Source organism: Methylibium sp. T29 (assembly GCF_000576205.1).
GTDB lineage: Bacteria > Pseudomonadota > Gammaproteobacteria > Burkholderiales > Burkholderiaceae_C > Methylibium > Methylibium petroleiphilum.
Genome location: NZ_AZND01000206.1, coordinates 1 through 6009, shown reverse-complemented (window position 1 = coordinate 6009; position 6009 = coordinate 1). Strand labels below are relative to the sequence as shown.

The window sequence follows — 6009 nt, the reverse complement described above, 5'->3', positions numbered from 1 at the left end:
TGCGAACTTGTCGTTGGAGCCTTCGAGCAACGCGAACCGTGTCAAGGCGACCGGCGCTGCAATCGAGGTCTGGACTTCGCATAAGAGCAGGCGCCTCCTGCGGTGGCAACCCCACTTCAGGAGAGCTTCTTGGATACGTTCGAGTCCATTCATCCGGTGCCCGCAGCGTGGCTGCGCGACAGCGATCTGGCGCCCTTCATACCGGCCTACGTGCGCCGCCTCCTCGAGCGGCGCTATGCGCACGGCACGGTGCACGCGTACGTGTGCAGCGTCGTCCACTTCGCCCGCTGGACTTGCCGGCGCCGAATTCGCGCGCAAGATCTTGACGACGAGGTCGTCCGGCACTTCCTTGACGAGCACCTGCCGAGCTGCAATTGCCCTCCGCCGGTACAGCGCGTCCGTCATCAAGTCCGGGCTGCGCTGCGGCAGTTGCTGACCACGCTGGTCGACGCCGGCGCGCTGGTCCGCAGCGACCGACCCGACCCGATCAAGGATCAGTTGGAGCGCTTCGACGCTCACATGCTTCATGCAATGGGTCTGGCCGAGAGCACCCGCATTCGGCGACTGAGCGTCGTTCGATCGCTGCTCGAGTTCTGCGCCACCGCCGGCTCGGAGGTGACGGTCGTGCCGAGCGCCGATACCCTGCGCCGGTTCATCGCTCAGGAACTCTCGCGCATCAGCCCGGGCAGCGGCGGGTCGATGGCGAGCGCGCTGCGCTGCTACCTGCGCCACCGCGCCCTCGAGGGGCCGCGGGTGGCGCACCTGCTGCCCCTCATCGCGTCGCCGGCCCACTGGAGATTGGCGCCGCTACCGCAGACGCTATCGAACAGCGACGTGACGCGGCTGCTGAACGCCTTCCCGCCGGAGTTGCCGTCGCATCGGCGCGGCTATGCGATGGTGCGTTGCTTGGTTGACCTTGGGCTGCGTGCACGCGAGGTCGTCAGCCTGGAGCTTGACGACATCGATTGGGAGGCCGGCACGCTGCGCATCGGCAAGGGCAAGTCGCGCCGCGTGGACGTGCTGCCACTGCCGCGGGCCACCGGGCGCGCCATCGCCGCGTATCTTCGTTCGGAGCGGCCGACCACCGTCAACCGACGCGTCTTCGTTCGCCACGTGGCGCCGCTGGACGAGCCGATCGGCCCCAACGTCGTTCGCAACACCGTACGGCAGGCATACCGGCGCTGTGGGCTGCCGTTCACGCGCGTGCACATCCTGCGCCATACGCTGGCGCGCCGGCTGCTGGCGAGCGGCGGCACGCTCAAGGAGGTCGCCGATCTGCTGCGCCACCGTGCACTGGACACCGCGATGATCTACGCCAAGGTCGACACCGGGCGGCTTGCCGCAGTGGCGATGCCGTGGCCGGGGAGCGCATCATGAGCCGCGGCGTGGGAATGCACGCTGCCGTGCAGCGCTATCTCGAAGAGCGCCGTCGACTTGGCTTCGAGCTGAAGAGCCCTGGCACGGAGCTGGCCAGATTCGCCCGCTTCGCCGACGCCAGAGGGCATCGCGGGCCGCTGACGCTCGAGCTGCAGCTGGACTGGGCGCGCGAGCACGTCACGCGCACCAGCTCGGTCACGGCAGCACGCAGGCTCGAGATCATCCGGCCTTTTGCCGCCCACCACCGCCAATTCGAGCCTGCCACCGAGGTGCCGCCGCCGTTCATCCTCGGCCGCGGCCATCGGCGCTTGGCTCCGCACATCTACACCGACCAGGAGATCCGGGATCTGCTCGAACTGTGCGGTCGCATGACACCGCAGGGCGGCTTGCGCCCGTTGACCTACAAGACGCTGTTCGGACTCATCGCCGCGACCGGGCTGCGCGTCTCCGAAGCCTTGAAGTTGCGGCTCGCCGATCTCGATCTGCCCGGCGCTACGCTCACGGTACGCCAGACCAAGTTCCACAAGTCGCGCAGCCTGCCCGTGCGTTCCTGAAGTTCGCCGCCCGGCGCGACGTCGCCAACCTGCACGTCATCGAGCGTGCGCTGGCGGTGCCGATGAAGCGAGTCGACCGCAAGATGGTCGGCTTCCTGACCCGCGAGCAGATGCTGGCGGTGATCGACGTTCCGACCACGACCTGGCTAGGACAACGCGACCATTTGTTGCTGACGCTGATGTTCAACACCGGTGCCAGGGTGTCGGAGCTCATCGGCGTCCGCGTCGCCGACGTGGCCCTCGGACCGACATCGTGCGTCCGGCTGCACGGCAAGGGGCGCAAGCAGCGTTCGCTGCCGTTGTGGAAGGCGACGGCCGCGGAGATACGCCATTGGCTGCGGCTGAACCCGCAGCTCGCGCCAGCCTCGGCGTTGCTGCCGCGGCGCGACGGCCAACCGATGACGCGTGCCAACGTCGCGCAGCGGCTGAAGGGCGCGGTCGCGGCGGCCGCTCAGACTCACCCCGAACTCGCCGCGCTGAAGGTGTCCCCGCACCTGGTTCGACACTCGACCGCAATGAGCTTGTTGCAGTCGGGCGCCGATCCCTGCGATATCGCGCTGTGGCTCGGGCACGAGAGTCCTTCGACGACTCATATGTACGTCGAGGCCGACCTGGCGATGAAGCAGCGAGCCCTTGCGCGGCTGAAGCCGCCCGAGGTCAAGCCGGCCCGGTACCGACCACCGAAGGGACTGATGCAGTTCCTGCGGTCGTTGTGATCATGCGAAGTAGCGGCGGCGAGAGCGATTCCTCCCGCCGAGGGCAGACCCGACCGACGCGGCGTCCGAATTCGCATAAGACTGCAGTTCGCATGATTGCGGTCATGCTCGCTTATGCATGACGCCAAGAACTACCTGTTCTTCGGCTCGGACGCAGGCGGCGAGCGTGCTGCGGCGATCTACAGCCTGGTGGAGACGGCCAAGCTCAACGGGCTCGATCCCGAGGCGTATCTGCGCGAGGTGTTCGAGCGCATCGCCGATCACCCGATCAACCGCATCGAGGAGCTGCTGCCGTGGAACATCGGCCGGCGCAGCGAAGAACCACAACGACAGGCAGCCTGAGCAATGGCGACCAAGGTACTACGCGCGCCCACCGGCAAGGCCATCCTGCAAGTGCGCATCGAGCTGCGCGGCACGAAGCCCAAGGTATGGCGCCGCGTGCTGGTTCCGCAAACGATCACGCTGCTCAGACTGCACCTGGTGATCCAGGCCGCCTTCGGCTGGGGGCACGCACACCTGCATGAGTTCATCGCTGGAGACGGCGAGCGCTACGGCAGCGCTGACCCGATGTACGACCCACCCGGCTCGATGAACAGCGAGAACGTGCGGTTGACCACGGTGCTGCGCACATCGACCCTCAGCTATGTCTACGACTTCGGCGACTACTGGGATCACCGCATCACCGTTGAGAAGACTCATCCCGCAGACCCGCTGCTCACGCTGCCCTTGTGCATCGGCGGGGCCGGCGCGACGCCGCCCGAGGATTGCGGCGGCGTGCCCGGCTATGCCGACTTCGTGCGGGCCATGGCCGATCCCAACGACCCCGAACACGCGCACATGGTCGAGTGGATCGGCGTCGATGCCTGGGATCCAGCAGCGTTCGACAGCACCGCGGCCGACGACCGTCTCAGCCAGATCAAACTCTGAGTAAGGTCGGGTCCGTCAAGAGGGCCTACGCCGCACGCTTACCCATCGTCGTGGCGTTGATCTGCTCGGCCGTCATCGGCGCGCCGCCGGCCAGCATCTGGTCAAGCAGCTCCTTCGGGATCTTCGGCAGCGCCGCTGTCCTGGCGGCAACCGCCGCGTTCTTCGTCTTGCTCGGCATACATGCTCCTTGGCGTCATGCTATGCCTCACACACAAAATTCAAGACAGGCTCACTCTGGCACGTCGATGCCGTTATCGGGTGGGGGCGTCCATCCCATCGCATACGGCGTTCGCTCAAGCCTCGCTCCTGCAACTGCTTCACCACCTCGCGACGCGCCGCCACGGCCGCTACTTTCCCTTGAGCACCTCGCGCATCGCGTCGATCTCGAGCATCGAGTTGGCCAGCAGCTTCTTCAGTTTCGTGTTCTCGAGTTCGAGCGCCTTCAGCCGCTGCGCGTCCGAGACGTTCATGCCGCCGAACTTGGCCTTCCAGGCGTAGTAGCTCGGCTCGCTGAAGCCATGCTTCCTGCACAGGTCCTTGACCGGCAGCCCGGCATCGGCCTCACGCAGGAAACCAATGATCTGTTCCTCGGTGTATCGCTTCTTCATCGGTCCGATCTCCGTCTCGAGGTGATCGTTCTCGGCCAGCCGCTGGCGACGGCACGCCTGCATGTCGAGGGGGCCGCTGTCCAGTGCTTGGCCCAGGCAGGCGGTGATGCACGGCTTGCGACTGCATGTCGTGCAGGGATGCCCCAGATCTTCCGGTGCCGAGGCCGGCATCGTCGAGCAGCGGCTGCAGGGGAATTTTCGACATCGGTGGATCCAGCGTGGTCATGCAAAGAAGCGGGCGAGCTCTTCGACACGGTGGGTGGCCAGATCCACGCGCAGCAGGCTGCACAGCGGCCCGCCGATTCGCCGGCTGTCGTAGACCATCCAGTCCAGCGCGTTCACCGGCAGCTCGATGTCCGGCAGCGCAGCCAGCCGGTGCAGGCGCACCTGCACCTCGCGCATCGGCCAGGCGCCGGCATACAGGCCGGCGGTGACGTGGGGCACATAGGGCGTGACGTCGTGGCTGCGCGCAGCCTGATCGAAGTGCCCCCGCATCCGCTGCAGCGCACTGCCGTCGTCTCGCACGCGCAAGCAGGCGGCCGAGGCGAAGCTGAAGGCGCCACCGACGCGCAGCGCGAGGCGGCCCGGCGCGGCTCGCGCTATGGCATCGATATGGGCCTGCAACTGGGCCGGTCCGAAGTCGTCGGCATGTTCTGGGCGTGCGGCCGGAAACCCGCAGACGTGCAGCGTGATGTGGGCCTGGCGCTTGTAGCCGGGCAGCAGCCAAGTATGCAGCGCTTCGCGCACCTGGTCGAGCCGCCGTTCGACGGCCGGGTCGTCCAGCGAGATGGCCCACACGGCAAAGCGGGGTCGGCCGCGGTGCCATTCCGGAAAGTCCCGCTGCTCGGATGAAATCGTCATCGCCGGCTCGTCGTCCCGCGCATCGGTCGGCTGCAGCTCGGTCATCGGTCCAGCCCCTGCAAAACCACGTCGGTCCGGCTGCCGTGCCGTGGCGCCGCGGGCCAAGACTCGCCGCGGGGCGCGGTGCCATCGCTGTGTGCCAGCCACAGCGCCGCCGACAGCCAGCCGCCATGCGTGACGACGGCGCGCGCATCGCCCGGGTGGAAGCCGCGCACGCGCTGCAGCAAGGCCGCAACGGACTCGCCGCCACCGGGCGCGTGCTGCTCGAAGGCGGCGCACCAGGCATCGAACGCGTCGCGCGGCACCGCCTGCCAGGGCAGACCATCCCAGCCGCCGAAATCCAGTTCGGCCAGCGCGGCATCCACCCGGTGCATCCAGCCCCAGCGGGCCAGCCATCGGCCCACCGCGGCGCTGCGCGCCAGGTCCGAGGTGACGACGATCCGCGGCAGGCCATGGCGGCGCTCGAAGGCGCGGATGCGATGGGCCAGCCGCTTCGCGCGCCGGGGGTCGACGGCGAGATCGGTGCGGCCGATGCAGCGCCCGGTGGCGCCGTCGGCGCGCGGGTGGCGCCACGCGTGGATCACCGCTGCCATGTCAACGCGGCCATGTCGCGAGGAAGGCCAGCAGCACCGCTGCTTCACCCAGCTGTTCGGCTGCGCCGAGCGTGTCGCCGGTGGCGCCGCCCAGGCGCTGCCGCAGCCAGCGGCGCAGCTCCAGCACGATCACAGCCAGGGCCCCGAAAGCGCCGGCAAACGCCGGGATGCCGGAAGGCGGCACGGCCGCCGCCAGGCCCAGCGCCAGCGTGCCGATCAGCGCGGCCCAGACGGCGTCGAACGTCAGCGTGTCGCGCGTCAGTGACGGTGCCTTGGCCTGCGCCGCGTCGCCTGCGTAGGGCAAGGCGCGCATCAGCACCACCGCACCGGCCCGCCCGGCCGCATGGGCCGCCACCAGGGCTGCGGCGGCCGG

At 68.4% G+C, this 6009-nt stretch carries 8 protein-coding genes and 3 pseudogenes; 5 read left to right on the top strand and 6 right to left on the bottom strand.

Annotated elements, in window-relative coordinates:
• Positions 1 to 528, bottom strand: a 528-nt coding sequence (locus x551_RS27580; RefSeq protein WP_231497761.1) for a hypothetical protein, incomplete at its 3' end; no start/stop codon positions are given.
• Between x551_RS27580 and x551_RS17460 the strand changes: the two genes are divergently transcribed.
• From x551_RS17460 to x551_RS17440, 5 genes and pseudogenes are all read left to right on the top strand, one after another.
• A complete protein-coding gene (locus x551_RS17460) occupies positions 520 to 1377 on the top strand; it encodes a tyrosine-type recombinase/integrase (RefSeq protein WP_231497760.1) in 858 nt (285 codons plus the stop codon). The two genes, x551_RS27580 and x551_RS17460, sit on opposite strands and share 9 nt — an antisense overlap.
• A complete protein-coding gene (locus tag x551_RS28235) occupies positions 1374 to 1931 on the top strand; it encodes a tyrosine-type recombinase/integrase (RefSeq protein WP_081771391.1) in 558 nt (185 codons plus the stop codon). Before x551_RS17460 ends, x551_RS28235 begins: the two co-directional genes overlap by 4 nt.
• Before the next feature lie 62 nt (positions 1932 to 1993).
• Positions 1994 to 2647, top strand: a complete 654-nt coding sequence (locus x551_RS17450; protein WP_081771389.1) for a tyrosine-type recombinase/integrase — start codon at positions 1994 to 1996, stop codon at positions 2645 to 2647.
• A 126-nt stretch (positions 2648 to 2773) separates the two neighbouring features.
• A pseudogene (locus tag x551_RS17445) lies at positions 2774 to 2989 on the top strand (transposase domain-containing protein); the annotation flags it as partial.
• Positions 2990 to 2992: 3 nt separating this feature from the next.
• A complete protein-coding gene (locus tag x551_RS17440) occupies positions 2993 to 3574 on the top strand; it encodes a plasmid pRiA4b ORF-3 family protein (RefSeq protein ID WP_036235105.1) in 582 nt (193 codons plus the stop codon).
• Between the two features lie 43 nt (positions 3575 to 3617).
• Here x551_RS17440 and x551_RS25410 read toward each other — a convergent pair.
• From x551_RS25410 to x551_RS17420, 5 genes and pseudogenes are all read right to left on the bottom strand, one after another.
• Positions 3618 to 3752 (bottom strand): annotated as a pseudogene (locus x551_RS25410) (IS256 family transposase); the annotation flags it as partial.
• 104 nt (positions 3753 to 3856) lie between these two features.
• Positions 3857 to 4182, bottom strand: a pseudogene (locus tag x551_RS25405) (transposase); the annotation flags it as partial.
• A gap of 222 nt (positions 4183 to 4404) precedes the next feature.
• Positions 4405 to 5088: a 2'-5' RNA ligase family protein gene (locus tag x551_RS17430; RefSeq protein WP_051495876.1), complete on the bottom strand. Its 684-nt coding sequence runs from the start codon at positions 5086 to 5088 to the stop codon at positions 4405 to 4407.
• Positions 5085 to 5636: a histidine phosphatase family protein gene (locus x551_RS17425; RefSeq protein ID WP_036249782.1), complete on the bottom strand. Its 552-nt coding sequence runs from the start codon at positions 5634 to 5636 to the stop codon at positions 5085 to 5087. Before x551_RS17425 ends, x551_RS17430 begins: the two co-directional genes overlap by 4 nt.
• A 1-nt stretch (position 5637) precedes the next feature.
• A partial coding sequence (locus x551_RS17420) for an adenosylcobinamide-GDP ribazoletransferase (protein ID WP_036249781.1) occupies positions 5638 to 6009 on the bottom strand: 372 nt, incomplete at its 5' end.